The 25,222-nt window shown below is 37.3% G+C and carries 24 protein-coding genes and 1 tRNA gene; 17 read left to right on the top strand and 8 right to left on the bottom strand.

Annotation, left to right across the window (positions count from 1 at the left end; all coding sequences use genetic code 11):
- The first annotated feature begins 42 nt into the window (after window positions 1–42).
- On the top strand, window positions 43–591 hold the full coding sequence (gene orn / locus ACUXZ4_RS07450) for an oligoribonuclease (protein WP_464972584.1): 549 nt from the start codon (window positions 43–45) through the stop codon (window positions 589–591).
- Between the two features lie 89 nt (window positions 592–680).
- Window positions 681–756 (top strand) — tRNA-Gly (locus ACUXZ4_RS07455).
- A gap of 99 nt (window positions 757–855) precedes the next feature.
- On the opposite strand, the gene ACUXZ4_RS07460 is transcribed toward ACUXZ4_RS07455, so the two are convergent.
- Window positions 856–1,338, bottom strand: coding sequence for a Dps family protein (locus tag ACUXZ4_RS07460; protein WP_464972585.1), 483 nt, complete (start codon window positions 1,336–1,338; stop codon window positions 856–858).
- A gap of 265 nt (window positions 1,339–1,603) precedes the next feature.
- Here ACUXZ4_RS07460 and tsaE point away from each other — a divergent pair, with 265 nt between their 5' ends.
- The 6 genes from tsaE (at window position 1,604) to hflX (ending at window position 8,105) form a co-directional block, all read left to right on the top strand.
- Window positions 1,604–2,080 (top strand): tRNA (adenosine(37)-N6)-threonylcarbamoyltransferase complex ATPase subunit type 1 TsaE, encoded by a 477-nt coding sequence (tsaE, locus tag ACUXZ4_RS07465; RefSeq protein ID WP_464974013.1) that lies wholly within the window; start codon window positions 1,604–1,606, stop codon window positions 2,078–2,080.
- A 7-nt stretch (window positions 2,081–2,087) separates the two neighbouring features.
- On the top strand, window positions 2,088–3,632 hold the full coding sequence (locus tag ACUXZ4_RS07470; protein WP_464972586.1) for an N-acetylmuramoyl-L-alanine amidase: 1,545 nt from the start codon (window positions 2,088–2,090) through the stop codon (window positions 3,630–3,632).
- A gap of 2 nt (window positions 3,633–3,634) precedes the next feature.
- Entirely contained in the window at window positions 3,635–5,452 is a 1,818-nt protein-coding gene (mutL, locus tag ACUXZ4_RS07475; protein ID WP_464972587.1) for a DNA mismatch repair endonuclease MutL, read from the top strand.
- A complete protein-coding gene (miaA, locus tag ACUXZ4_RS07480; RefSeq protein WP_464972588.1) occupies window positions 5,449–6,393 on the top strand; it encodes a tRNA (adenosine(37)-N6)-dimethylallyltransferase MiaA in 945 nt (314 codons plus the stop codon). Before mutL ends, miaA begins: the two co-directional genes overlap by 4 nt.
- 66 nt (window positions 6,394–6,459) lie before the next feature.
- Window positions 6,460–6,729, top strand: a complete 270-nt coding sequence (gene hfq / locus ACUXZ4_RS07485) for an RNA chaperone Hfq (protein WP_464972589.1) — start codon at window positions 6,460–6,462, stop codon at window positions 6,727–6,729.
- Between the two features lie 2 nt (window positions 6,730–6,731).
- Window positions 6,732–8,105 (top strand): ribosome rescue GTPase HflX, encoded by a 1,374-nt coding sequence (gene hflX, locus ACUXZ4_RS07490; protein WP_464972590.1) that lies wholly within the window; start codon window positions 6,732–6,734, stop codon window positions 8,103–8,105.
- Between the two features lie 2 nt (window positions 8,106–8,107).
- On the opposite strand, the gene ACUXZ4_RS07495 is transcribed toward hflX, so the two are convergent.
- From ACUXZ4_RS07495 to ACUXZ4_RS07505, 3 genes are all read right to left on the bottom strand, one after another.
- On the bottom strand, window positions 8,108–9,079 hold the full coding sequence (locus tag ACUXZ4_RS07495) for a sigma 54-interacting transcriptional regulator (RefSeq protein ID WP_464972591.1): 972 nt from the start codon (window positions 9,077–9,079) through the stop codon (window positions 8,108–8,110).
- A gap of 70 nt (window positions 9,080–9,149) precedes the next feature.
- Complete coding sequence (locus tag ACUXZ4_RS07500; protein WP_464972592.1) at window positions 9,150–10,217, bottom strand: TIGR01620 family protein; 1,068 nt, start codon at window positions 10,215–10,217, stop codon at window positions 9,150–9,152.
- Between the two features lie 11 nt (window positions 10,218–10,228).
- Window positions 10,229–11,638 (bottom strand): YcjX family GTP-binding protein, encoded by a 1,410-nt coding sequence (locus ACUXZ4_RS07505; protein ID WP_464972593.1) that lies wholly within the window; start codon window positions 11,636–11,638, stop codon window positions 10,229–10,231.
- Window positions 11,639–11,748: 110 nt separating this feature from the next.
- On the opposite strand from ACUXZ4_RS07505, the gene ACUXZ4_RS07510 reads away from it, so the two are divergent.
- From ACUXZ4_RS07510 to ACUXZ4_RS07530, 5 genes are read left to right on the top strand one after another with little or no spacing between them, the layout of a single operon-like run.
- Complete coding sequence (locus tag ACUXZ4_RS07510; RefSeq protein WP_464972594.1) at window positions 11,749–13,446, top strand: ABC transporter substrate-binding protein; 1,698 nt, start codon at window positions 11,749–11,751, stop codon at window positions 13,444–13,446.
- Entirely contained in the window at window positions 13,443–14,411 is a 969-nt protein-coding gene (locus ACUXZ4_RS07515; protein ID WP_464972595.1) for an ABC transporter permease, read from the top strand. Before ACUXZ4_RS07510 ends, ACUXZ4_RS07515 begins: the two co-directional genes overlap by 4 nt.
- Window positions 14,404–15,291 (top strand): ABC transporter permease subunit, encoded by an 888-nt coding sequence (locus ACUXZ4_RS07520; protein ID WP_464974014.1) that lies wholly within the window; start codon window positions 14,404–14,406, stop codon window positions 15,289–15,291. The genes ACUXZ4_RS07515 and ACUXZ4_RS07520 overlap by 8 nt, the downstream gene beginning before the upstream one ends.
- Window positions 15,292–15,300: 9 nt before the next feature.
- A complete protein-coding gene (locus ACUXZ4_RS07525) occupies window positions 15,301–16,353 on the top strand; it encodes a peptide ABC transporter ATP-binding protein (protein ID WP_464972596.1) in 1,053 nt (350 codons plus the stop codon).
- 2 nt (window positions 16,354–16,355) lie between these two features.
- Window positions 16,356–17,153, top strand: a complete 798-nt coding sequence (locus tag ACUXZ4_RS07530; RefSeq protein ID WP_464972597.1) for a peptide ABC transporter ATP-binding protein — start codon at window positions 16,356–16,358, stop codon at window positions 17,151–17,153.
- Window positions 17,154–17,204: 51 nt separating this feature from the next.
- On the opposite strand, the gene grpE is transcribed toward ACUXZ4_RS07530, so the two are convergent.
- Complete coding sequence (gene grpE, locus ACUXZ4_RS07535; protein WP_464972598.1) at window positions 17,205–17,822, bottom strand: nucleotide exchange factor GrpE; 618 nt, start codon at window positions 17,820–17,822, stop codon at window positions 17,205–17,207.
- 143 nt (window positions 17,823–17,965) lie between these two features.
- Here grpE and ACUXZ4_RS07540 point away from each other — a divergent pair, with 143 nt between their 5' ends.
- Both ACUXZ4_RS07540 and recN read left to right on the top strand, forming a co-directional pair.
- The gene (locus tag ACUXZ4_RS07540; RefSeq protein ID WP_464974015.1) at window positions 17,966–18,856 is read left to right on the top strand and encodes an NAD(+) kinase; all 891 of its coding nucleotides are present in this window, start codon (window positions 17,966–17,968) and stop codon (window positions 18,854–18,856) included.
- Window positions 18,857–18,928: 72 nt separating this feature from the next.
- Window positions 18,929–20,605 (top strand): DNA repair protein RecN, encoded by a 1,677-nt coding sequence (gene recN / locus ACUXZ4_RS07545; protein ID WP_464972599.1) that lies wholly within the window; start codon window positions 18,929–18,931, stop codon window positions 20,603–20,605.
- Between the two features lie 62 nt (window positions 20,606–20,667).
- On the opposite strand, the gene prmB is transcribed toward recN, so the two are convergent.
- Entirely contained in the window at window positions 20,668–21,600 is a 933-nt protein-coding gene (gene prmB, locus ACUXZ4_RS07550; protein ID WP_464972600.1) for a 50S ribosomal protein L3 N(5)-glutamine methyltransferase, read from the bottom strand.
- A 73-nt stretch (window positions 21,601–21,673) separates the two neighbouring features.
- Between prmB and smrB the strand changes: the two genes are divergently transcribed.
- The gene (gene smrB / locus ACUXZ4_RS07555) at window positions 21,674–22,183 is read left to right on the top strand and encodes an endonuclease SmrB (protein ID WP_464972601.1); all 510 of its coding nucleotides are present in this window, start codon (window positions 21,674–21,676) and stop codon (window positions 22,181–22,183) included.
- A 43-nt stretch (window positions 22,184–22,226) separates the two neighbouring features.
- Here the strand turns inward: smrB and fabA are convergent, their stop codons facing one another.
- Both fabA and ACUXZ4_RS07565 read right to left on the bottom strand, forming a co-directional pair.
- The gene (fabA, locus tag ACUXZ4_RS07560) at window positions 22,227–22,757 is read right to left on the bottom strand and encodes a 3-hydroxyacyl-[acyl-carrier-protein] dehydratase FabA (protein WP_464972602.1); all 531 of its coding nucleotides are present in this window, start codon (window positions 22,755–22,757) and stop codon (window positions 22,227–22,229) included.
- A 122-nt stretch (window positions 22,758–22,879) separates the two neighbouring features.
- Window positions 22,880–24,637 carry an AAA family ATPase gene (locus ACUXZ4_RS07565; RefSeq protein ID WP_464974016.1) on the bottom strand — a complete coding sequence of 586 codons (1,758 nt, stop codon included), beginning with the start codon at window positions 24,635–24,637 and terminating at the stop codon, window positions 22,880–22,882.
- A gap of 138 nt (window positions 24,638–24,775) precedes the next feature.
- Between ACUXZ4_RS07565 and matP the strand changes: the two genes are divergently transcribed.
- On the top strand, window positions 24,776–25,222 hold the full coding sequence (gene matP, locus ACUXZ4_RS07570; protein ID WP_464972603.1) for a macrodomain Ter protein MatP: 447 nt from the start codon (window positions 24,776–24,778) through the stop codon (window positions 25,220–25,222).

Raw genomic sequence — 25,222 nt, forward strand, 5'->3', positions numbered from 1 at the left:
TAGTTAAAATAGGACAAAATTTTGTATAGGATACCTTAAATTATGGCACAAGATAAAGAAAATCTCATTTGGATTGATTTAGAAATGACGGGCTTAGATCCCGAAAAAGAGCGAATTATTGAAATTGCAACCATCGTTACAGACAAAAATCTTAATATTTTAGCGGAGGGACCCGTATTAGCCATTCATCAATCCGATGAATTATTAAATAAAATGAGCGATTGGTGTGTCAAAACCCATACTGAAAATGGTTTGGTTGATCGAGTCAAACAAAGCAAATTAACAGAACGTGCAGCTGAATTACAAACCATTGATTTCTTAAAAAAGTGGGTCCCCAAAGGTGCCTCACCAATTTGTGGCAATAGTATTGCGCAAGATAAACGCTTTTTATTTAAATACATGCCTGATTTAGCAGAATATTTTCACTACCGCCATTTAGATGTCAGCACATTAAAAGAACTGGCTCGCCGTTGGAAACCTGAAATTTTAGATGGATTACAAAAAGGCAATACACATCTTGCATTAGATGATATTAAAGAAAGCATCAAAGAATTAGCTTATTATCGACAACATTTTATTAAATTAGATTAAAATTCAGTCAAGTGAATTGTTTTAAAAAATTTTCGCTTGCACAGAATAAAAATCTTCGTATAATAAGCCCTGTTTTAGACAAACAGCATGCGGGAATAGCTCAGTTGGTAGAGCACGACCTTGCCAAGGTCGGGGTCGCGAGTTCGAGCCTCGTTTCCCGCTCCAAATTCTTAAAAGACGCTTTAAAAAGCGTCTTTTTTCGTTTTAAGCGCAATAAAAAAAGTGCGGTAAAAATCACCGCACTTTTTTGTTTAATCAGAGAAATTAACCGTTGCAGCAACCACAAGCTGAGCTAAACATCCAAATTAATTTTTCTTGTTCAGTAATGTAATCGCTCATTTGTGAAGCTGTACCTTCGTCATCCACTTCACCAGCAAGCGCTAAAATTTCACGTTGTTGTTTTAATAAGGTTTTGAAACCTTCTAATGTGCCTTTTAAGCAAGATTGAGCATCGCTCACGCCGATATCTTCTTTAATGCGTGAAACGCTTAAATATTGGCTGAAACCGTTATTAGGTGTGTGACCTAAAGTTAAAATACGTTCTGCAATTTCATCTACTTTAACCACTAAGTCATCATAGATTTCTTCAAATTTTGCGTGTAATTCAAAGAAGTTACAACCTTTAATGTTCCAGTGATATCCACGAACATTGGTGTAAAACACTTGGTAGCTTGCTAATAAATTGTTTAATTCTTGCGCTAATGTTTTAGATGATTCAGAAGATAAACCAATTGAATTAATTGCCATAATAATTCTCCATAAATGATAAATAAAAGGTCTTCCTTTCTTTGCTACAAGATGCGTTGAAAGTGGGTTAAGTATAATACTATTCGCCCAAGAATGAAAATGGTTTACTCAAATAAATTCGATAGGTAATTCAGATTAATACTTATTTTTTGTATGGATTTATTTTATCCTAGTGACAAATAAAGTCCGCTTGTCCCTTTAGAATCAATATAAAGTGCGGTATAATTTTGCGTTATTTTATATTGATTTTGCGTTAATTCTCATGATGAACCCGACTTATACAACATATCTTGCTAATGAAGAAATGACCTGCCAATTTGGTAAAACATTAGCTCATATTATTGCACCTTTATCCGCACAAAATGGCTTTGTGGTCTATTTGAATGGAGATTTAGGTGCAGGTAAAACCACATTAAGTCGCGGAATGATTCAGGGGTTAGGTCATAAGGGTAATGTAAAAAGTCCAACCTATACATTAGTGGAAGAATATCAATTACAACAATTACGCATTTATCACTTTGATTTATATCGTCTCAATGATCCCGAAGAATTAGAATTTATGGGAATTCGTGATTATTTTTCAGCAAACAGTATTTGCTTGATTGAATGGGCAGAAAAAGGCGCAAATTTATTAACCAGCGCTGATTTAATTGTCAATATTTCTTATGCTAATGAGGCTCGCCATATTGAATTAGTTGCGAACAGTTCATTAGGACAACAGGTTATTCAACAGATTGCATAATAATAAAATGAGAAGAATTTTAGTATTAATTTTCACCGCACTTTTTTCCAGTTTTTCATTTTCAGTGGCTTGGACAATTGCGATTGATCCAGGACATGGGGGCAAAGATCCCGGTGCCATTGGACGCAATCTCAACATTTATGAAAAAAACGTCACCTTATCCATTGCTAAAGAATTAAAAGCCTTGTTGGATAAAGATCCTAATTTTCGTGGCGTTCTAACGCGTTCAGGCGATTATTATATTTCTGTTCCTGCTCGTTCGGAAATTGCTCGCCGTAATAAAGCCAATTATTTGATATCCATTCATGCGGATTCCTCAACAAATAATGCACTGAGAGGTGCTTCCGTTTGGGTATTATCCAATCGTCGTGCAAATGATGAAATGGGACAATGGTTAGAAGATCATGAAAAGCAATCTGAACTGCTTGGTGGTGCTGGCAGAGTGCTTTCTAATAGTAATGAAGTCTATCTTAATCAAACCGTATTGGATCTCCAATTTGGACACAGCCAACGTGTCGGCTATGAAATGGGCAATGCGATTTTACGCAATTTCGCCAAAATTACCCAACTCAGTCGAAGCAAACCACAGCATGCCAGTTTAGGTGTATTACGTTCGCCAGACATTCCTTCTGTATTAGTTGAAACCGGCTTTTTATCCAACACTGAAGAAGAAGCAAAATTAAGTACCAGCGCTTATCGTAAACGTATTGCTTATATTATTTATCAGGGATTGGTAGATTATCGTCGCCGTAATGGTGGCTTAGATGTAAATACCACTGTGTCATACAAAGAAACGCAAACAGAGAAAAATTCAGACAAAGGAAAAGAAGATAAGAAAGAGAATAAAAAAGAAGAAAAAAATCAGGTAGAAGACAAAAAAGTAACTGAAAACACAATAAAAGATAGTGGTGTTCGCCATAAAGTTAAAAAAGGCGAAACCCTTGGTGGTTTAGCACAAAAATATGCGGTAAGTTCAGCTGATATTCTGACGTTAAACAAATTGAAACGTAAGGAATTGTGGATTGGTGAAACGATTAAAATTCCTGCCACAGAGAAAAAAGTCATTGAATCATCAAAAGAAAAAACAGAACAGAATAATACTGAAAAACAATCCATTAAAGAAAGCGGTGTTGTTCATCAAGTGAAATCGGGAGAACGCTTGGATAGAATTGCGAAAAAATATCAAGTGAGCGTTAAAGATATTATGGCACTCAATCAGCTTAAACAAAAAGAGCTGAAAATTGGTGATAAGCTTAAAATCCCAGCTAGCACTAAAACAAAACCAAGCAATGAACATGAAAAAAATGCGCCAGTAAAATCAACTACTGAAAAGAACAAAGACAGCAAAACCGAGAAAAATAAACAAACGGATAAAAAAGTAGGCACAGAAAAAATAAAAGAAGTACCGAAATATCACGTTATGGAGAAAAATCAAACCATTTATGCCGTCGGTCGTTTATATGGTATTTCTCCAGACAAGATATTGAAATTAAACCCAAAATTAAAGCATGGCAAAGTATTTGTCGGTCAGAAAATTCAAATTAAGGAATAGTTATGCCAATTCAAATTCTATCACCTCAGTTAGCAAATCAAATTGCAGCAGGAGAAGTGGTTGAACGCCCTGCTTCTGTGGTGAAAGAATTAGTGGAAAATAGTTTAGACGCCGGAGCCAACCGTATTCAAATTGATATTGAAAATGGTGGTGCGAGCCTAATCAAAATCCGCGACAATGGCATTGGTATTCCAAAACACGAATTAAGCTTGGCGCTAGCTCGTCATGCTACCAGTAAAATTGCCAATATTGAAGATTTAGAATCTATTTTAAGTCTTGGCTTTCGAGGCGAAGCCTTAGCCAGTATTAGCTCAGTGTCTCGCTTAACCCTCACTTCGCGTACAGCAGATCAAAATGAAGCTTGGCAAGTTTATGTTCAAGGTCGAGAACAAGAGAGTCACATTCAACCCGCCTCTCATCCTGTGGGTACCACTGTCGAAGTAGCTAATTTATTTTTTAATACGCCAGCGCGCCGTAAATTTTTGCGTAGTGATAAAACCGAATTTGCGCATATTGATGAAGTCATACGCCGCATTGCACTCGCCAAGCCACAAATTAGTTTTACCCTAACCCATAATGGCAAAACGGTTCGCCAATATAAAAGTGCGGTGCAAACTGCGCAAGTTTTAAAACGGGTTGCTGCCATTTGTGGTGATGATTTTGTACAGCATGCCTTACATATTGATTGGAAACATGATGATTTGCACCTATCAGGCTGGGTGGCTGCACCTCAGTTTTATCGCACGCAAAATGATTTGGCTTATTGCTATATCAATGGACGAATGGTGAAAGATAAAGTCATCACGCACGCTATTCGTCAAGCCTATGCCAATTATTTACATTCGGAACAATACCCTGCTTTTGTTCTCTTTTTAGATCTCAATCCAAACGAAGTGGATGTGAACGTTCATCCAACCAAACATGAAGTGCGTTTTCATCAATCCCGTTTAATCCATGACTTTATTTGTCAGGGCGTTGAAAATGCGTTATCCAGTGCTGAACAATTGGATTTCTCAGCAGCAGCAGAACAACATAACGAAACCCAAGAACCACAAGCCCATTATGTGGCACAAAAACCTAATCGCGCAGCTGCAGGACATAATATTTTTACTTCTGGGGCAAATCCGTCTGCTTATGGCTCACATTCAACGCATCATTACGATAAGGCACCTTATATTAGTAAAAGCGAACAAAAAGCTTATGGTGAATTATTAAAAACCGATAACACGCCAAGCTCATCGCCACCAATCAATGTGGTTGCAACGCAAGAAATTGTGCAACAACATATGCTAAAAGCCCTAGCACTTGTTGATAATCAAGCATTGTTGTTACAACAAAATACCCAATTTTATTTGTTAAGTATCAAACAGTTACAACAAACAAACATTCAACTTAGTTTGAAAAGCAAACAAATTTCACAACAACCTTTATTAATTCCCGTTGTATTTCGCTTAAACGAACAATTACAACAACAGTGGCAACAACAAAAACCGTTATTTGCTGAATTAGGCTTTGAATTTGTTGAAAATGTTGCACAGCAACGTCTGACCTTAAACAAAGTACCACAATGCTTACGCCAACAAAATTTACAAAAGATTGTGATGGGATTATTACAAAATAATTACCCAAAAATTGAGCCATTTTGCACCGCACTTTTATCTTTGTTGGAATTTCCTAACATTGAGGTATTTGCCCAAGCAGTCAATTTATTGCAAGAAGTGGAACTGCAACTGAATCAACAATCGCTCAATCTACTCGACTTCGCTATTCAAGTAGATTTTAGCCATTACTTAGCACAATTAAACAGAGATGAATCATGAAATCTACGCAACCAACCGCTATTTTCTTAATGGGCCCAACAGCTTCAGGCAAAACGGACTTAGCAATTAAGCTAAGTCAAATGTTGCCAATTGAAGTCATCAGCGTAGATAGCGCCTTGATTTATAAAGGCATGGATATTGGTACTGCCAAACCAAGCAAAGAGGAACAAGCGCTAGTACCACATCGTTTGATTGATATTCTTGATCCAGCAGAAAGCTATTCTGCAATGAATTTTCGTCAAGATGCCTTAACTGAAATGGCGGATATTAGTGCTAAAGGTAAAGTGCCACTCTTAGTGGGTGGTACAATGCTTTATTATAAAGCCTTATTAGAAGGGCTTTCCCCTCTTCCTAATGCAGATGAAAATATTCGGGCCGAAATTGAACAAAAAGCTGCGCAATTAGGCTGGCCGGCTTTACATCAGAAATTAGCTAAGATTGATCCCATATCAGCACAACGCATTAATCCCAACGATAGCCAACGCATTAATCGTGCGCTAGAAGTCTTTTATATAACCGGAAAATCCCTCACTGAATTAACAGAACAAAAAGGGGAAGCGCTCCCCTACAATATTTTACAGTTTGCAATTGCACCAGAAGATCGCTCGATCTTACACCAACGTATTGAACAACGCTTTCATCTTATGATTGAGCAAGGTTTTCAAGCAGAAGTTGAAAAGCTTTACGCAAGAGGTGATTTAAATTTAAATTTACCATCTATTCGTTGTGTGGGTTACCGACAAATGTGGGAACATTTACAAGGCGACTATAATTTAGATGAAGCAATTTATCGTGGTATATGTGCAACACGTCAGCTAGCTAAGCGACAAATCACTTGGTTACGCGGTTGGAAAAGTCCAATTCAATGGTTAAATAGTTTAGAAAACGAACAAAACCCAGAAAAAGTAAAACAAGCTTTTGAGCTTGCTATGCAAAATTGATATGGTAGAATTATCCTCATAAGATGAATAATCTTATTTATAATAACTATAAAGAAGGAAAATAAAATGGCAAAAGGACAATCATTACAAGATCCTTATTTAAACGCACTTCGCCGTGAACGTATTCCTGTTTCCATTTATTTGGTGAATGGTATTAAATTACAAGGTCAAATTGAATCTTTCGACCAGTTTGTGATTTTATTAAAAAATACTGTTAATCAAATGGTTTACAAACACGCAATTTCCACTGTGGTTCCAGCTCGTTCAGTGTCACATCACAACAATACGCAGCAACAACCTCAACAATATGCAGAATCGGATTCTCAAGCTGAATAACATTGACTTTATTTAGCACCCAAAATCAACAAAGTGCGGTGAAAAATAATGAAATTTCCACCGCGCTTTGTGAAACACCCGCGTTAAGCAATAGCCAAGATCGTGCTGTTGTTGTTCATGTATTCTTTTCCCAAAATAAAAATCTTGAAGATCTTGTTGAATTTCAATTGCTAGCGAAATCGGCTCAGGTAGAAATCTCACAAGTTATTACAACTTCACGCTCAACACCACAAGCAAAATATTTTGTGGGACAAGGCAAAGCCGAAGAAATTGCTCAAGCAGTTGAACAACGACAGGCTACTGTTGTCCTCGTCAATCATAGTCTCACACCAGCACAAATTCGAAATTTAGAACAAATTTGTCAATGCCGAGTAGTCGATCGAACAGGGTTAATTTTAGATATTTTTGCTTTGCGTGCACGTTCACATGAAGGCAAGTTGCAAGTTGAGCTGGCACAACTGAAATATTTATCTTCGAGTTTAGTGCGCAGAAAAACAGGCTTAGACCAACAAAAAGGGGCTGTGGGTTTACGTGGACCGGGAGAGACCCAATTAGAAACAGATCGACGATTAATTAAAGTGCGAATAGCACAATTACAAAGTCGTTTAGAAAAAGTGACAAAACAACGCAATCAAAATCGGCAAACCCGTCAAAAAGCGAATATACCAACGCTTTCTTTAGTGGGTTATACCAATGCGGGAAAGTCAACATTATTTAATCGTCTCACTCAAGCGGATGTTTATGCAGCAGATCAATTATTTGCTACGCTCGATCCTACATTGCGCCGTTTAAATATCAAAGATATTGGTACCGTTATTTTAGCAGATACCGTAGGATTTGTTCGTGACTTGCCTCATGATTTGGTACATGCGTTTAAATCAACTCTACAAGAAACGACTGAAGCCAGCTTATTACTACATATTATTGATAGCGCTGATAGCAGAAAATTGGAAAATATTGCGGCAGTAAATGAGGTTTTAGCGGAAATTCATGCGGATAAAGTACCAAGCTTATTGGTCTATAACAAAATCGATCAACAAGAAAATATCCAGCCACACATTGAATATAATGATGAAAATCAGCCTGTTGCGGTCTATCTTTCTGCCCAATCTGGTGCTGGTATAGACTTGCTATTTCAAGCTATTCATCAGCGGTTACAAAATACGATTTTGTCTTTAACCATCACATTAAATGCCAACCAAGGCAAAATTCGCCATAGTTTTTATCAATTGGACTGTATACGCCAAGAGAAAATTTCTGAACAAGGCGAATTTGAATTACAGATCGACATTGAAAAAGTGGAATGGCTTAAACGTGTAAAAAAATTCCCTGAATTAGCCCTATTTAATCCCATTTCTGATTTAGAAGAAAGCTAAGTCTATTTGCTTATGCCATAACGTTTTAATTTATTGGCTATGGCAGTATGCGAAACCCCTAAACGTGTCGCTAATTTTCTGGTGCTTGGATATTGGCTGTAAAATTGACGTAACACCTGGCTTTCAAAGTTTTCCATAATTTGTTCTAAATTCAAATTCTCGAACTGTTCAATCCCCACAGGATCTACATTCAAATTCACAGATGTGTTTTCTGCCAAATTAAGATGTGCTATGGCAAGCGGCTGACCTTCACATAAAGAGCAAGCTCGATATAAGGCATTGTACAATTCACGCACATTACCAGCCCAATGATGTTGCTGTAAATATTGAATAAATGCTTGATCAAAGTGCGGTGGAGAAATACCAAGATTTTGACTGATTTGCTGAACAAATAATTGAGTGAGAGGTTCAATATCCTGTTGACGCCCACTTAATGGCGGCAGATCTAACGTCAGCACATTGAGGCGATGAAATAAATCACTACGGACTTTCCCTTCATTCACATAATGCAACAGTGGCACTTGAGAAGTACAGATCACACGCACATTGGCATAATGTTCTCGCTCCTCTCCTACGCGACGAAAAGTACCATCATTCAGGAAGCGCAACAGTTTTGCCTGTAATGGCAAGGACAACTCAGCAATGCTATCTAATAATACTGTACCGCCATCGGCATATTCAAAAAATCCCTGAGTGGTTTGCTCTGCTTGCATGCGTCCAAACATTTCGCTTTCAGCGTCTTCTGTTGGTAAGCCTGCACAATTCACCGCGATAAACTTATGATCTCGACGAGGGCTCCATTGATGGCAAGCCTTGGCTAACAAATCCTTGCCAGTTCCCGTTTCACCTTGAATGAGTAAAGGCGCATTAAGGACTGCAAATTTCTTCGCTTTATCAATCAAATTTTGCATTTTTGGACTTAATGCCACAATATCATCAATATGATAAGTTAAGTGCGGTGTATTTTCGTTCATTTTTAAACCCAAAGGAAAACAGTCATTGGCTTAAACTGTAAATCATAAATATACACACGTCAATAAATCGTTACATCTTTTCGCTTTGCTTTATTTTTAATGGGTTTAATATGGTACTTTTTAAATGACTTAATAATTCACGTTGAATATGTGCTAACTTCGGCTTTTCTTGACGGCTAAATGCCATTGGGCGACAAAACTCCATGGCTTTAACCCCCAAACGAGCGGTTAATAAACCCGCACCAATACCTTGAGCCACTCGTGCAGAGAGTTTTGCTGCGATATCTTGCGATAGCCAATCCATGCCCATTTCTTGTACCAATTCGGTGGCACCTGTGAGTGCCATATTTAATAGCACTAATTTCATTAATCGCAAACGGCTGAAATAACCTAATTCCATACCATAAAGTTGTGCAATTTGATTAATTAAACGGATATTACGCCAAGCAATAAAAAATACATCAACCACCGCTAAAGGACTAATACTTACCACCACCGCACTTTCAATGGCATTTTTTGTAATTAATTGTTTTGCTTTTTGATCAACGGGAAGAAGCACATTTTGGCTAAATAAAAATCCTACTTCTTGTGCATTATGTCCCAATGAAATTTGCTTTTTCCATTGAATTAATGCGGTATGTTGCTCATCTAGCCCCATATTTTTTGCCACTTCATCACAAAAATGGCGCATTTTATCCACCGAAAAATCTGTGTCAATTTGCACCGCACTTTTATGCTGCCACTCGCTGCTTTGTTGCTGCAACAATAAACGCTGACGCAATTGACGCAAGCGTGAGAATTCTCGAGCAATTGCCACTAAACCTAGCAATACTGTTGAAAAACTTACCAAAGCAAAAGCGAAATAAATCCATTGATGATTCTGCCAAGTATCAATCAACCATTGGACTGATTGTGCCACTATGGCTAATAAAAATAATAACATCACGCCAATTAACGCTCTTACCCACCAACGCGGTTTCGCCACTATGGCTTGATCAAATTTTTCATCTAATAGTTCTGCTTCTAATGGCTCATTATCTACTTCAATCTTCGCTTGTTGATCAAACTCTTGCTTAGCTTGAAACTGCTGTTCATTATCTGAATGATCTTGATGTTCAAAAATAATTTTATCGTTCATTGTTTTCTCACTTACGCTAATTTATCGCCTAATAAAAATTGTAACACCGTATCCATGCGCAAATGAGGAATGGGTTCGTTAGGTGATAAAGGTTGAGGCTCGAATTGATCGAATTCAAACTTCCGCTCTTGCCAAAATTCCGGATTAGGAATTTTACTTGGTACAGTACCAGGATAAAGCGTTACTTTTTTCAAATCACTGGTTCTAATCCCTTGAATCGCTTTAAAATGTTGACCATTCTGCTCAACGTTCATTTGCTGGGTCGAACGAATTGCCGCAATTGCGCTGTACTCCGTTTCAATACCCTCAAATTCAACATGTCGTCCACCATCTTGCACTAGCTGGCGCATTAAACTCACTAAATTAGGCAATTGGTCACTGGTAATATGATCCGCTTTAGTGGCTAAAAACATTAATTTATCAATGCAAGGCGAAAATAACCGATGTAATAAATTTCGCTTGCCATAATGAAAATTCTGAAATAATTGACTTAATCCTTCTTGCATATCCACAAAAGCCTGACGACTATGATTTAAAGGCGTTAAGCAATCTGCCAAAATCACTTGACGATCAAATTTAGCAAAATAATCCTGATAAAAATGCTTCACAATTTTGTGACGATAATATTCATAACGTTTCTGTAAAACAGCAAAATAACTATTTGATGAAGCTTGCTTTTTCAATTTAACCCATTGTGATTCATCAACATTTAATAGCGGAAAAAATTGTAATACAGGAGCTCCTTCAAGCTCACCTGGTAAAACAAAACGTCCCGGTTGAATAAAATGTAACCCTTGTTCTTTGCAACGATGTAAATAGGCGGTGTATTCCTGTGCAATTTCAGCCAATTTATCTTCATTTGCCACAGCCAATAAATCCAGTTGTTGCACTTTTTGCAACCAAGTTTGAGCTAAATGTTTGCGGTTATCAGTAAACAATTGCGTCAAAGATTGTGACCATTGCTGATAATCCAAATGCAATAAAGGCAAATCGAGCAACCATTCCCCAGGATAATCAAAGATATCCACATATAAGGTGCCAGTATCTTTAAGATAACTCATTAAGCCATTATGACGTTGATACCGAATAGCAAGGCGCGTTTCACTCACGCCACGCGTAGATTGTGGAAAGCGCGGTGGAATTTGACTAAGTTCTGCCAAATTTTTTTCATATTCAAAGCGAGGAATACGTAAATCCAATTGCGCCACACGTTTTACGGCAATAATACGGTTATTACGCGCTGCTTCAAATAAAGGTAAATGGTAATTGTCGACTTTATCAATATGTAACAATTGATTGATAAAACTTGTGATAAAAGCAGTTTTCCCACTTCTACTTAACCCTGTCACAGCAATTCGCAAGGAACGATCCAAGCCACGATCAATAAATTGATTTATTTCTTTCTGCAAACTATTTAGCATATTTAAATTCTCATAAATTAGGCAACTATGCGGGATTCACATAAATCAGGTAGCCAACCTAACAAATATATTCTAAAATTTAGGCTAATTTACCACGAATACCTTAATTTATGCTTAAAAAAATTCTTCCTTTTTTAACCGCACTTTTTTCTTGCGCTGTTGCAACATCAGCACAGGCAACACCTCGCGTGCCTTCGTCGGTATCAAATAATGGATTAATTTATTGTACTCATGCAACGGGTTTTTCCTTTAATCCACAAACTGCGGATACGAGCACAAGCATGAATGTGGTAACAGAACAAATTTATAATAAATTATTTGAACCTGCGGATAATAGTGCTCGAATTGAGCCTTCACTTGCCGAATCCTATCAAATTTCATCGGATGCCAAGACCATCACAATAAAACTGCGTAAGGGCATAAAATTCCACCACACTGCTTGGTTTACACCAAGCCGAGATTTAAACGCAGATGATGTGGTATTTTCACTCAATCGTGTGTTAGGCCACTCTACTGGCTTACCTGAATTCAGTGAAGATAACAATGATAATGTGGATCGACAATATCAAATCTTCCACGATTTAGCTCGTAAATCACGTTTTCCTTATTTTGAAAGTGTGAAACTCGACAAAAAAATTAAACAAGTAGAAAGCATCGATGCTCGTACAGTAAAAATTACGCTATTTGAGCCTGATACCTCTGTTTTATCTCATTTAGCCAGTCAGTATGCGGTCATTTTATCGCAAGAATATGCTTTACAGCTCAATGCAGATGACAATCTCAGCCAGCTCGACCAACTTCCCGTTGGCACAGGAGCCTATCAAGTACAGGATTATTTCCGCAGCCAATATATTCGTTTAACGCGTAATCCTCATTATTGGAAAAAAACAGCAGATATTCCCCATATTGTGATCGACTTTTCAACGGATCGCACAGGTCGATTAGCAAAATTCTTAAATGATGAATGCCAGATTGTGGGTTTCCCAGAGTTAAGCCAACTGGGTTTATTAAAAAATGCAGAAACCCGCTACCAAACGACCATGGTTGATGGCATGAATTTATCTTTTCTTGCTTTTAATGCCTTACGCCCTGCGGTGCAAGATAAATCAGTTCGCAAAGCTATTGCACAAGCTATTAACCGTCAACGAATTATCGATTTGATTTATTACAAAAAAGCGACCTTGGCTAACCGCATTATTCCGCCAGTATCATGGGCTGCTGAATCATCACCCAAAAAACTAAGCTATCATTATGATCCAGAACAGGCTAAAAAAGTTCTAGCAGATCGCGATCTTAACTTAGATTTGTGGGTAATTAATGAAGATCAAGTTTACAATCCTGCCCCAATAAAAATGGCAGAAATGATTAAATTTGACTTGGCGCAAGTAGGTGTAAAAGTAAAAGTGCGGTCTGTTTCTCGCAACTTTTTAATCCAAAATCTGACAAATAAAACTGAAGATTATGACTTGATTTTAGGTGGCTGGTTATCTGGCAGTTTGGACCCAGATGCGTTCTTACGCCCGATTCTTAGTTGCAACAGCGCCAGTGAAATTACCAATATCGCCAACTGGTGTTCAAGCCGTTTTGATTTATTACTTGATGTGGCGTTACTCAATCGCAACGCCCATTTAAGAGCAGCTGATTATCAAGAAGCGGAAGAATTTGCCTTGTCGGAACTCGCGATTTTCCCCATTGCCAATGTGGGACGTTTATTAATTTCCAATACCAAAGTACGTGGCATTGACATTACTCCATTTGGCAACATTCATTTTGAAAAACTATCCTTTAAACAGGAGCGTAAAAAATGATATATGCTCTTTTTCGTCGCTTATTTTTAACCTCAGCCATTTTATTTTTTCTGACGTTGGTGAGCTATCATATTTTTATGCGTGAGCCATCAAATATTTCATTTTCTGAACCGCACTTTTATTCTGGTTATATGGATTATGTCAGTGGTTTATTAAAAGGCAATTTAGGCATTACCTATAACGGCGGAGATTCATTAAATTCAGTTATTTTCACTGTATTGCCGCCGACTATCGAATTGGTTTTCGCAGCCATCTTTTTGGCCTTTTTATTTGGTGTACCATTAGGCATATTTGCAGCTTTCCAACATCGCACCATATATGGAAAAGCCATTAATGCCATTTCCTCTTTTGGTATTTCAATTCCGTTTTTTTGGATTGCCCCCATTCTGCTCTATTTTGCTGCAGTATATCGCTGGGAAATTGCTGCAGTAGGACAATATAATGCACTGTATGAAATCAAACAAATTACGGGCTTTGCCGTCATTGATATGTGGTTCGTTGATGTGCCATATCGCATTAAAATAGTCCAAAATGTTCTCCAACATTTGGCCTTGCCTTCATTGGTGTTAATGCTTTCGCCAACAATGGAAATTACCCGCTTAATTCAACAACAAGGTGAAAGAATCTTAAATCAAAACTATGTGAAGTTTGCACAAACAAGAGGTTGGTCAACTTGTAGCATCCTATTCCGCTATGTATTGCGAAATAGTTTGCCACATTTAATACCACAGTTACCCCGCTTGATTACGTTTGTTTTAGCATTATCGATGTTAGTTGAAAGTACATTTGCTTGGCCTGGTATTGGACGCTGGTTAATGCTATCCGTTTCTCAACAAGATTATAACAGTATTGCTGCTGGCGTTATTGTGATTGGATTATTTATCATTACCATCAATTTAATCGCCGAATTACTGAGCTTTTTATTAGATCCTTTCGGAAAAAAAGGGTGGGCAAATGATATTTGATAAAGAACCCAACGAATTCCGCGAAACCAACACAATAAAACAAATTTGGCATATTTTTCGACAAGATCGTATTGCCTTATTTGGTTTTTATGCTTTCGTCTTTATGACAATCATTGCGATGATCAGTCCTTGGCTTGCGCCTTATCCAAGCCATATGCAATTTGTTGGTGCAGAACTCATTCCACCGTCTTGGAATACAGAAGGTAAAGTAGCTTATTTCTTTGGCACTGATGATCTAGGAAGAGACATTTTTAGCCGCCTTCTTAATGGTATTACCTATACGTTCGGTTCAAGCATAATTGTGGTTTTTTTCACCGCACTTATTGGTGGCTTTTTAGGGATTTTAGCGGGCATTTCAAAAGGATTGAAATCGCGTATTTTAGGTCACTTTTTAGATGCTTTTTTATCGGTGCCTATTCTATTAATTAGTATCATTATTGCCACATTAATGGAACCAAGCTTACCAAATGCAATGCTGGCGATTACCCTTGCTCTGTTGCCTCATTTTATCCATGAAATTTATCAGGCTATTCAATTGGAGAAAAAGAAAGAATACGTTTCTATCCTGCGTTTAAATGGTGTTTCAACGCGGAATTTGCTCACCGAAACTATTTTACCTCATATTACTGTGCGTTATTTGCGCGAAGTAATCAGAGCTTTTACTGTTACTATCATGGAAATTAGCGCATTAAGTTTTTTATCATTAGGCGCACAGCGCCCAACACCAGAATGGGGAGCTATGATCAGAGATAGTCTTGAACTTGTTTATCTCGCCCCTTGGTCAATGATTTTACCTGGTATTGCAATTTTTATTTCACTGTTAATCGTGAGTATCTTTGGCAATGGTTTGTGTAAAGCTATCGACAAATATTATGAATAGGAGTCAACAATGGCATTATTAGATATTCGTAATCTTTGTATTGAAATTCAAACACCACAAGGACGCATTAAATTAGTAGATAATGTGAGTTTGACACTAAACGAAGGCGAAATTTGTGGATTGGTTGGGGAAACAGGATCGGGCAAAAGTTTAATCGCGAAAGTGATTTGTAACGCGGCGAAAGAAAATTGGATTATTACAGCGGATCGTTTCCGCTTCGCTGATGTGGAATTGCTTAAACTCAATCCAAGCAAACGCAAAAAACTGGTGGGCAAATCCATTTCAGTGATTTATCAAGAGCCTCTCTCCTATTTAGATCCGAGTATGAAAATAGGCGCACAAATCATTCAACATATCCCCTCTTGGACATTCAAAGGGCGCTGGTGGCAATGGTTTGGTTGGAAAAAACGTCGTGCTATTGAGCTATTACACCGCGTTGGTATTAAAGATCATAAAGATATCATGAACAGCTATCCTGGTGATATTACTGAAGGAGAAGGGCAAAAAGTGATGATAGCCATCGCTGTTGCCAACCAACCTCGATTATTGATTGCGGATGAAGCCACGAATTCATTGGAATCTACAACGCAGCTACAAATATTCCGCTTGCTTTCAAGTATGAATCAAAATAACGGCACCTCAATTTTACTATCGAGTAATGACATCAGTACCATAAGTGAATGGTGCGATCGCTTTGTCGTCTTATATTGCGGACAAAATACCGAAACAGGGCCTAAAGAAAGTATTTTAGAAACGCCTCATCATCCTTACACAGTGGCACTTCTTCATTCAGCCCCTGATTTTAGTCAACCTTTACCATTAAAAAGTCGTTTAAGCACATTAAGAGGCAGCGTGCCATTACTAGAACATATGCCAATGGGTTGTCGTTTAGGACCACGCTGTCCTTTCGCTCAAAAAAAATGCGTCAATAAACCGCCAATGCGACGAGTGAGACAACATGAATTTGCTTGCCATTACCCGCTAAATTTACGAGAAATTAGCCAAGTAAAAGAAGTAAATAGTCCATTAACACTCAATGTAGAAAATCAAAATACGGAATAGATATGGCATTATTAGAAGTCAATCAACTTTGCAAGTCCTTTAAAGAACATTATGGTTTGCTCCAGCATAGCTATTTTCATGCCGTACAAGATGTCAGCTTTAAACTTGATCGTAAAAAAACCTTAGCGATTATTGGCAATAATGGTTCTGGTAAATCCACTTTAGCGAAAATGATTATGGGCATTACGCGTCCTACATCTGGTGACATTATCTTCCGAGGAAAAACGCTAGAATTTAACGATCCCAATCGCACAAAATATATTCGCATGGTATATCAAGATCCCCATTCTGCCTTTAATCCACATTTAAATGTAGGGCAAATATTAGATACGCCATTACGTTATATGACGGACTTAAATCAAGAGCAACGTGATGAAAAAATCTTCAATACATTACGTTTAGTTGGACTTTACCCCGATCATACAAATGTCAAAATCAATACGATGTCTGCTAGCCAAATGCAACGTGTTGCTTTAGCACAAGCATTAATTCTCGATCCCCAAATTATTATTGCCGATGATGCTTTGGGTATTCTTGATTCTTCCGTCAAAACGCAGCTAACAAATTTAATGCTTGATGTACAGGAACGCCGCGCAGTGTCCTATATTTATGTCAGCCAACATCTTGGTATTGTTAAACATATTGCGGATCAAGTACTTGTAATGGATAAAGGGCAAGTCATTGAATATGGAAAAACACAGGATATTTTTAGTAATCCGCAAACCGACATTACTAAACGCCTAGTAGAAAGTTATTTTGGTAAAGAATTAGACCAAAGTGCTTGGAAGAAAGAATGGTAAAAATAAACCGCACTTTTGATTAAAAGTGCGGTGGAATTTTATGAAGTTTTATTAAGCAGCAACCATCACCATCGCAGGACGAATCACTCGACCATTTAACAAATAACCTTTTTGTAATACAGTGGTGATTTGGTTAGTTGTAAATCCTTCCGTTGGTTGCATAGAAATCGCTTGGTGTAAATCAGGATTAAAGTTTTCTCCTACAACACCCACTGGTTCAATACCAAAACGAGCAACAGTGGCGAGCAATTCTTTTAACGTTAATTCTACGCCATCAAATAAACCTTTCACACATTCATCATCTTTATTGGCTTGTGTTGCCAACGCGCGCTCAAGATTATCAATAGTATTTAACAGATCTTTCGCAAATTTCTCTAAAGCAAATTTATGTGCTTTTTCCACATCTTGCTCCGCACGACGACGAATATTATCGACTTCAGCTCGTGCACGTAACTGAATTTCTTGCTCTTTTTTACCGGCTTCAACAAGTTGTTGCTCTAATTCTTGGACACGTAAAATCGCTTCTTCTAATGGATCGACTTCAGTACTCTCAGCATTGTTATCCACTTGTTCTTCTGCAGTTTCTACAACCTGCTCAACCTCTTGTTCAGCATGTTGTTCCACTTGTTGCTCTTCGGTTTGTTCTTGTTTGTATTCAGTTTCCGACATAGAATTCTCCATAAAAAATCAATAAATTAATTGTAATAAAAGGGCGAATGAATGTTCATCTTTACTCGTCAGTAATTTACATTGTAATATAAGGGCGTTTTTTTAAAATTCAAGTAATAACTATGTACAGCAACCGAGATAATATCAATCCACTACATAAATCATTCAAAACCATTGGTATCGTAGGCTATCCGCGCGATGATATCAATTTACAAATGCATAAAAATATTTTCTTATGGTTACAAGAACGCGGTTACAACGTACTTGTTGAAAAAAATCTTGCGACAACAATTGGATTAGAACCTAAATATATTGCCTCACTAGATCAAATTGGCCAACAAGCACAACTCGCCATTGTTATTGGCGGCGATGGTAATATGCTGGGTCATGCTCGCGTATTAGCAAAATACGATATTATTTTAATTGGTATTAACCGAGGTAATTTAGGTTTCCTAACCGACATCGATCCCAAAGAAGCTTATTCCCAGCTACAAGCTTGCTTAAATGGTGAGTTCTTCGTTGAAGAACGATTTATACTTGAAGCAAATGTAATGAGAGATAATCAAATCGTATCTAGTGGTAATGCGATTAATGAATTAGTAGTGCATCGTGCCAAAATTTCACATATGATCGAATTCCACGTGTACATAAATGATAAATTTGCTTTCTCACAACGTGCTGATGGCTTAATTATTGCTACCCCAACAGGTTCAACCGCCTACTCGCTTTCTTCTGGTGGCCCAATTCTCACACCTCAGCTTAATGCCATCGCATTAGTGCCGATGTATCCACACACCTTATCATCACGCCCATTAGTTATTGATGGAGACAGCAAAATTTCAATTCGCTTTGCTGGTCATATTGTGCCGAGTTTAGAAGTCAGTTGCGATAGCCAAGTAGCATTAGAACTTTCAAATGACGATATTGTTACTGTACAAAAAAGCCAACACAAATTTAAACTCGCCCATTTAAATAATTACAATTATTACAATGTATTGCGAACAAAATTAGGTTGGTCGAAAAAATTATTTTAACTTATCACAAAACACTTTACTGTATATAAATCATATAATATACTGTATAACATACAGTAAAGGAGTTTTGTTATGCTTACCCAACTTACCATTAATAATTTTGCTATTGTCCGCCACTTAGATATCGAATTATCCAACGGCATGTCTGTTATTACAGGGGAAACAGGTGCAGGAAAATCAATTGCAATTGATGCGCTAGGGTTATGCCTAGGTCAACGAACAGAGCTTTCAATGATTAGAGAAGATCAAGAAAGAACTGACGTTTGTGCAACTTTTTATATTGAACCAAAAACTAAAGTAGCCCAATGGTTACAGCAAAATGAATTACAAGATAACGATCACCCTGAAAACTGTATATTACGCCGTATCATCAATCAAGATGGGCGCTCAAAAGCATTTATTAATAGTACTCCGGTTTCTGCCTCACAGTTAAAAGAATTGGCAACCTATCTTATTCATATTAATGGACAACATGCCTCACAGCTATTATTAAAGAGTGATTTCCAGTTACAAACCCTCGATAATTTTTGCAATCATGCAGATTTGCTCAACCAAATGAACGCTGACTATCAGCAATGGAAAAAACTCAAACAACAGGTTGAGCAATTTAAACAACGCTGCATTGAAAATGAAGCAAGAAAACAACTTTTACAATATCAAGTAGACGAACTGGATGAGTTTAATTTACAACCTAATGAATTTTTAGAATTAGAAGAAGAACATAAACGCCTTTCAAGTAGTGAAGAACTAACCTCTTTGTCACAATCAGTGCTGACGTTATTAAGTGAAAACGAAACCGTTAGTGCAGACAGCTTACTGTACAAAGCAACCCAATATTTAGATGAATTAGTGGAATTAGATCCTCGTTATAGTTCTGTACAAGATTTATTACAAGAAGCATTAATACAGGTTCAAGAAGCCAGCAATGAAGTTCAGCATCTTTCTTCTCATATTGAACAAGATCCTTATTTGTTAGAACAAATTGAACAACGAATGAGCCAAGCGATTCACCTTGCGAAGAAACATCATATTCATGCAGAAAACTTAGTGGAATTTCACCGCACTTTAAAACAAGAATTAGCACAATTAGTTGATTTTTCCGAAAGTGAAGCAACTCTTATTGAACAAGAACAACAAGCTTTAGCCCAAATGCAAGAAACGGCAAAAGCACTACACAACAGTCGCAAAATCGGTGCTGATAAATTGGCAACCCAAGTTACAGCCTCAATTAAACAACTTGCAATGGAAAATGCGCAATTTTTTATTGATTTAAATACTGATTACGAAAAAATCACCACCAATGGCGCTGACAGTATTCAATTTAATTTACAAAGCAACTTGGGGCAATCCAGTCAACCGTTAGCGAAAACAGCATCAGGTGGGGAACTTTCTCGTATCGCATTAGCCATCCAAGTCCTGACTTCAGATAAAAGTGCTATCCCTACATTAATTTTTGATGAAATAGATGTAGGTATCAGCGGGGCAACTGCTAATGTAGTAGGAAAATTGTTACGCCAATTAGGAACAAAATGTCAGGTTATTTGTGTTACCCATTTACCGCAAGTCGCTTGCCATGGACACAATCATTTTATGGTGGAAAAATTTATTGTGGATGAAAAAACAGAAACAAAAATGACCGCACTTTCTCACCAAGACCGTATTCAAGCAATTGCTAAATTGTTAGGTGGAAGTAAAATCACTGCCACTGCATTAGCAAATGCCGAAGAAATGTTAAGTGCGGTCGATTAATCAATATTTTTTATAGAAAAATTTTATTGTAGGTAATTATCTATTATTCACATTAAAGCGAATTAATGCCATAAATGTTGATAATCCAGTAATTGTTGTTTAGTTAATGAAAACACACCAATGCCGCCATTTTCAAAATTAATCCAATTGAATGGCACATCTGGATAAGCATTAATTAAGTGAATCATTGAATTGCCTACTTCACAAATTAACACACCATTGTCATTTAAATAGTTTGCAGATTGAGCAAGGATCTTAGTCACTAAAGCTAATCCATCCTCACCTGCGGCTAACGCTAATTCAGGTTCATGTTGAAATTCGGCCGGCATACTGTCTAAATCTTCTTTATCCACATAAGGCGGATTTGTGACAATAAGATCATATTTATCTTGAGGCACATCGGTGAAAAGATCCGATTGAATTGGGATAACACGTCCAAGCATATTATGGCGCTCGATATTATATTCTGCCACTTCGAGCGCATCTGTTGATAGATCCACCGCATCCACTTCTGCTTCAGGGAATTGATCTGCGCAAGCAATTGCAATACAACCGCTGCCAGTGCACATATCTAAAATTCGAGTTGGAGCTTTATCCAATAACCCGTCAAATTTATTTAAAATAAGTTCGCCAATTGGAGAACGAGGAATGAGCACGCGTTCATCCACATAAAATTGTAACCCACAAAACCAAGATGAATTCACTAAATAAGGGGTTGGGATACGCTCTGAAATGCGCGCCATGGCTAATTCAATAATCTCTTGCTTTTCAAACTCAGTAAGACGCGCATCATATAAGTCTGTTGGCACATCCATCGGCAAATTTAAGCTGGAAAGCACCAATAATGAGGCTTCATCCCAAGCGTTATCCATGCCATGACCATAAAAGATCTCTTGTGAATTAAACATACTGTACACCCAACGGAGATAATCCTTAATTGTGTGTAAATCTGTTAAAACCGAAATCTCTTTTGCTCCTTTTTCGAAAAAAGTCATCCAATGCTCCTGTTTGGTAAAATACAAATTTTCCGTTAGTATATAGAAATTTCGCTCAACAAGGAAAGGTATAATGCTACAGAATGATGATTTAAATCTATTTCGTGACGAAATTAAAGGTATTAAACCCTTAAAACAGGATATTTTTGTGCCTGAACGCAGCAAAAAGCAATTAAGAAAAAAAGCAGAGCAAAAAGAATTACGAGAAAAAGAAGATACATTGTTTTATTTTTCTGATGAATATGAGCCATTGTTAGAAGAAGAAAGTGCGGTGAAATATTTAAGAGAAAATGAAGATAGCTATCTGTTAAAGCAGCTTCGACGAGGTGATTTTTCTCCAGAAATTTTTTTAGATTTACATGGTTTAACTCGAGAGCAAGCCAAATTGGAGTTAGCCAGCTTAATTCAAGCTTGTGAAAATGAAAATATTTACTGCGCAAGTATTATGACCGGCTATGGCACTTTTACCTTAAAAAAACAAATTCCCCGTTGGCTTGTTCAACATCCCAAAGTAAGAGCACTACATCAAGCACCACGAGAATGGGGCGGAGAAGCTGCAATTTTAGTGTTATTAGATGTATAAAAAAGCCCGAATAAATATTCGGGCTTTACAATATCGTTATTATTTAAAAAGCTGAGGTATCTTGAAATAGACCCACTTTTAAATCTGTCGCAGTGTAAATGACTTTTCCGTCCACTTCGACTTCGCCATCTGCAACGCCCATAATTAACTTACGATTAATCACGCGTTTTAAGTTAATGCGGTAAGTCACTTTTTTCGCTGTTGGTAAAATTTGACCTGTGAATTTGACCTCACCAACACCTAAAGCACGTCCTTTCCCTTCACCGCCAATCCAGCCGAGGAAAAAGCCAACGAGTTGCCACATTGCATCTAAACCTAAGCAACCAGGCATAACTGGATCGCCAATAAAATGACAAGCAAAGAAAGGTAAATCTGGATGAATATCTAATTCAGCTTCAATATAACCTTTTTGGAATAATCCGCCTGTTTCATTCATTTCAACGATACGATCCATCATTAGCATTGTTGGTGCTGGGAGCTGTGGGCCTTTTTCGCCAAAAAGTTCTCCACGACCAGAAGCTAATAATTCCTCATAAGAATAAGAACTCTTTTTGGGTGTACAAGTGTTAGTCATTTTTCTCTCTTTTTGTTATATAAAATAGGTTTATCCAATTAAACCACTGAATAAACCTATACTAACAAAGTCCAGTCTAAAAATATACAGCTAACACATGTTCGCCAAACTGTTCCGATCAGTTATTTTTTATTTAACCATTTAGACCAAAAAGACGAATGTTGTTGCTCTGAACGACTTTCAATACGTTGATTAATTAATTGCGCAATAGACAATTCATCTGACGATGTTTCGGCTTGCTCCAATTTTCGTTCAAATAAAATTTCACAAGCATCGAATACATCAGAAACTGCCCAAATAGAAAATTGATTATTTTTCACCGCACTTACTACTTCATCACTCAGAGAAAGTTGATAGCAAGTAGTATCAGGAATAATCACGCCTTGCTTGCCTGTTAAGCCTCTAGCTTTACAAATAGCGAAGAAACCTTCAACCTTATCATTCACACCGCCAACTGCGTGAACAATGCCGAATTGATCGATTGTCCCCGTTACTGCGATGGATTGTGGAATATTCAATTCAGATAATGCACTCACTAAGGCTAAAAATGCAGCTAATGAAGCACTATCACCGTCAATTTCTGCGTAAGATTGCTCAAAAACGAGTGAAGCCGAAAACGGTAACTGTGAAGGCAAATCCAACAAATTGGATAGACAACTTTCAACAATCATCATACCTTTACTATGCAAATTACCCGCCAACTCACTTTTTCTTTCAATATCAATGACTTCACCATCGCCAAATTGAACAATACAACTGATTCTTGAAGGCTCACCAAAAGATAATGGCGTACCTGCAAATTCAACAACAGACAAGCCATTAATTTGTCCAATGGCTTCCCCTTCTGTTTCAACATAGACTTGGTTATATAAAATATCTGAATAAGCTTGCTCTTTTAAGAAACCATATTGTGCTGATTTCTGTTGAAAAAATGCCTCAAAATCCACCGCACTTAATGCCAATTTACCTTGAGCAATCTGTTGCGTTTCGCTCAGTACATTTTTTAACAATGGCGGCGAAATATTAATAAGAATTCGGCTTTCACTCTCACGCACAAATAATTGGTAGAGCTTATTCATTCCCTCTGCTGTCAAATTAGGTAAAACGTGCTGTTTAGCAAAAGATTGTACATATTGCTGCCACACAATTTGCTGGTCTGGCTCTTGTAAGGAAATATAATTCTCAATTTCCGCATAATCAGCCATTTGATATAGCTGCTTTTCCCATTCTTCAAAGGTCGCAATTTCTTCTCTTGAGCCTAGCAATACCACTTTCAGCGATAAATCATAACTTGGAATTTCACAAGGTAAGGCTTTAAAGGGATGTGTGGAATACCAAGTAAAACGTCGCTCTAATAAAATTTGTTTCAAACGAGACCAACAGTCAAATTGCGCCAATAAGTGAGATAAACTCAAAATAAGTACGCCTTGATTTAATTGATGGACCAAACCTGCATTTAATTGAATATCATGAGAAGTGGGATGAATTCGGATAGCACCAAATAAAGTTGCCTGATCAAAATACAAAGCCGTTGCAACAATTTGCTTAGCTGCAAAATTATCTTCAAAGGATTGCGCAGGTAATGCACTCACTTGAGCAAAAGAAAAGCTATCCGCTTGCTCCACTATATATTGCACACCTGATAACGACAACGGAGCCTGTTGTAATTTAATAAAATTTTCCACCGCACTTGCATAATCTAATACGCTATCAGCTTTTAATACTAATAAACTGCGGTGTGAATTTTGCAAGAATTGATGAATAGCTGTTTTTACTTTAGGTTGTAAATCTAACAAGCATACAGATTTATCGGGCACATCAGATTCAATTAAGTTAGGCTGCAAATCTGTCCAATTTAATTTTGGCTCAGTCAATGAAATCACTATCGTTCTCTTTCGTTGATTAAATGGTTGGCTATTATCGCATACTTCCGCCTTTTTGCTAAAAATTTACTAGCCAAAAAACGATAAAAAGCGTATATTAATTTCAGTTACCACGTCACTAAAAGCATAAAAATCATGAAATATCAGAAACTTGAGAATCAAGAAAGCCATTGGAAATGGTTATATCTCACCAAAAAATTTCGCGAAGGTGAAAATATTACCGACTACCAAGAACAAAGTTTAGCGCAAGAAAAAGCGAAAGAACTGATTTTGTGCAAAAATCAACCTAAAGCCATTGAAGATTGGATTAAACAACATATGTCGCAAGGCTTAGTAGTAAAACTTGATCAAGCCATTCGCGCGCGCCGTAAGCGTTTTTTCAATGGGGAAAAACAGCATACGAAAAAGAAATCTATTGATTTAGAATATGCGGTGTGGCAGCGCCTTTCTCGCTATTCTCGCAAAATGAATATGACGCTTTCTGAAACCATTTCTTATATGATTGATGAGCGAGAAAGCAAAGCCCTGTATGAAAATCAAATGACCATGATGAAAGCTAGCTTAAAAGATTTGCTCAAATAA

Source organism: Reella acinonychis (genome assembly GCF_052828705.1).

What these genes read in the sequence shown, in the direction of transcription:
- orn (WP_464972584.1), top strand. Translation starts at nt 43, where the DNA reads ATGGCACAAGATAAAGAAAATCTCATTTGGATTGATTTAGAAATGACG.
- ACUXZ4_RS07460 (WP_464972585.1), bottom strand. Translation starts at nt 1,338, where the DNA reads ATGGCAATTAATTCAATTGGTTTATCTTCTGAATCATCTAAAACATTA.
- tsaE (WP_464974013.1), top strand. Translation starts at nt 1,604, where the DNA reads ATGAACCCGACTTATACAACATATCTTGCTAATGAAGAAATGACCTGC.
- ACUXZ4_RS07470 (WP_464972586.1), top strand. Translation starts at nt 2,088, where the DNA reads ATGAGAAGAATTTTAGTATTAATTTTCACCGCACTTTTTTCCAGTTTT.
- mutL (WP_464972587.1), top strand. Translation starts at nt 3,635, where the DNA reads ATGCCAATTCAAATTCTATCACCTCAGTTAGCAAATCAAATTGCAGCA.
- miaA (WP_464972588.1), top strand. Translation starts at nt 5,449, where the DNA reads ATGAAATCTACGCAACCAACCGCTATTTTCTTAATGGGCCCAACAGCT.
- hfq (WP_464972589.1), top strand. Translation starts at nt 6,460, where the DNA reads ATGGCAAAAGGACAATCATTACAAGATCCTTATTTAAACGCACTTCGC.
- ACUXZ4_RS07495 (WP_464972591.1), bottom strand. Translation starts at nt 9,079, where the DNA reads ATGAACGAAAATACACCGCACTTAACTTATCATATTGATGATATTGTG.
- ACUXZ4_RS07500 (WP_464972592.1), bottom strand. Translation starts at nt 10,217, where the DNA reads ATGAACGATAAAATTATTTTTGAACATCAAGATCATTCAGATAATGAA.
- ACUXZ4_RS07505 (WP_464972593.1), bottom strand. Translation starts at nt 11,638, where the DNA reads ATGCTAAATAGTTTGCAGAAAGAAATAAATCAATTTATTGATCGTGGC.
- ACUXZ4_RS07510 (WP_464972594.1), top strand. Translation starts at nt 11,749, where the DNA reads ATGCTTAAAAAAATTCTTCCTTTTTTAACCGCACTTTTTTCTTGCGCT.
- ACUXZ4_RS07515 (WP_464972595.1), top strand. Translation starts at nt 13,443, where the DNA reads ATGATATATGCTCTTTTTCGTCGCTTATTTTTAACCTCAGCCATTTTA.
- ACUXZ4_RS07525 (WP_464972596.1), top strand. Translation starts at nt 15,301, where the DNA reads ATGGCATTATTAGATATTCGTAATCTTTGTATTGAAATTCAAACACCA.
- ACUXZ4_RS07530 (WP_464972597.1), top strand. Translation starts at nt 16,356, where the DNA reads ATGGCATTATTAGAAGTCAATCAACTTTGCAAGTCCTTTAAAGAACAT.
- grpE (WP_464972598.1), bottom strand. Translation starts at nt 17,822, where the DNA reads ATGTCGGAAACTGAATACAAACAAGAACAAACCGAAGAGCAACAAGTG.
- recN (WP_464972599.1), top strand. Translation starts at nt 18,929, where the DNA reads ATGCTTACCCAACTTACCATTAATAATTTTGCTATTGTCCGCCACTTA.
- prmB (WP_464972600.1), bottom strand. Translation starts at nt 21,600, where the DNA reads ATGACTTTTTTCGAAAAAGGAGCAAAAGAGATTTCGGTTTTAACAGAT.
- smrB (WP_464972601.1), top strand. Translation starts at nt 21,674, where the DNA reads ATGCTACAGAATGATGATTTAAATCTATTTCGTGACGAAATTAAAGGT.
- fabA (WP_464972602.1), bottom strand. Translation starts at nt 22,757, where the DNA reads ATGACTAACACTTGTACACCCAAAAAGAGTTCTTATTCTTATGAGGAA.
- matP (WP_464972603.1), top strand. Translation starts at nt 24,776, where the DNA reads ATGAAATATCAGAAACTTGAGAATCAAGAAAGCCATTGGAAATGGTTA.